At 70.7% G+C, this 987-nt stretch carries 1 protein-coding gene; it reads left to right on the forward strand.

The features are described from left to right. The coding region (locus IE093_RS22290; protein WP_308427223.1) for a transketolase-like TK C-terminal-containing protein at positions 1-987 on the forward strand (987 nt) is incomplete at both ends.

Genomic DNA, 987 nt, shown 5'->3' on the forward strand with positions numbered 1-987 from the left:
CGAAGTGGCCGCGGCGCGCGAACAGCTCGACTGGCCACACGCGCCCTTCCATGTGCCGGAACCGATCTACCAGGGCTGGGACGCCCGCGAGCGGGGCGTCCAACGGGAAGCCGACTGGCAGGCCCGCCTGACGCGTTACGCCGAGGCCTACCCGGCCGAGGCCAAGGAGCTGCAACGCCGCCTCAAGGGCGAACTGCCGGCCACGCTCAAGAGCGAGGCGCTGATCGAGCAGGCCCAGGAGAAGGGCGACAGCGTCGCCTCGCGCAAGGCCTCGCTGGCGTGCCTCAACGCCCTCGGCCCGCACCTGCCGGAGCTGCTCGGCGGCAGCGCCGACCTGGCGCCGTCCAACCTGACCTTCTGGCAGGGCGCCCAGGCGATCAGCGCTGCCGAGCCCGGCGGCAACTACCTGCACTACGGGGTGCGCGAGTTCGGCATGGGCGCGATCATGAACGGCATCAGCACGCATGGCGGCTTCATTCCCTACGGCGCCACCTTCCTGACCTTCATGGAGTACATGCACAACGCGGTGCGCATGACCGCGCTGATGAACCGCCAGGTGATCTACGTGTTCACCCACGACTCCATCGGCCTCGGCGAGGACGGCCCCACCCACCAACCGATCGAGCAGATGGGCGCGCTGCGCTCGACGCCCAACCTGTCGACCTGGCGCCCGGCCGACGCGGTGGAAACCGCCGCCGCCTGGGACGCCGCGCTCAAGCGCCATGGCGCGCCGACCGCGCTGGTGCTGTCGCGCCAGACCCTGCCGCACCAACCGCGCACCAAGCAGCAGTTGGCCCAGATCGAGCGCGGCGGCTACATCCTCAAGGACTGCGAGAGCACCCCCGAGCTGATCCTCATCGCCACCGGCTCCGAGGTCGGCCTGGCGATGGACGCCGCCGAGGCGCTCACCGCCAAGGGCAACGCGGTGCGCGTGGTGTCGATGCCCTCCACCGACACCTTCGATGCCCAGCCCGCCAGCTACCGCGA

It is taken from the genome of Litchfieldella qijiaojingensis (assembly GCF_014651875.1).
Lineage (GTDB): Bacteria > Pseudomonadota > Gammaproteobacteria > Pseudomonadales > Halomonadaceae > Litchfieldella > Litchfieldella qijiaojingensis.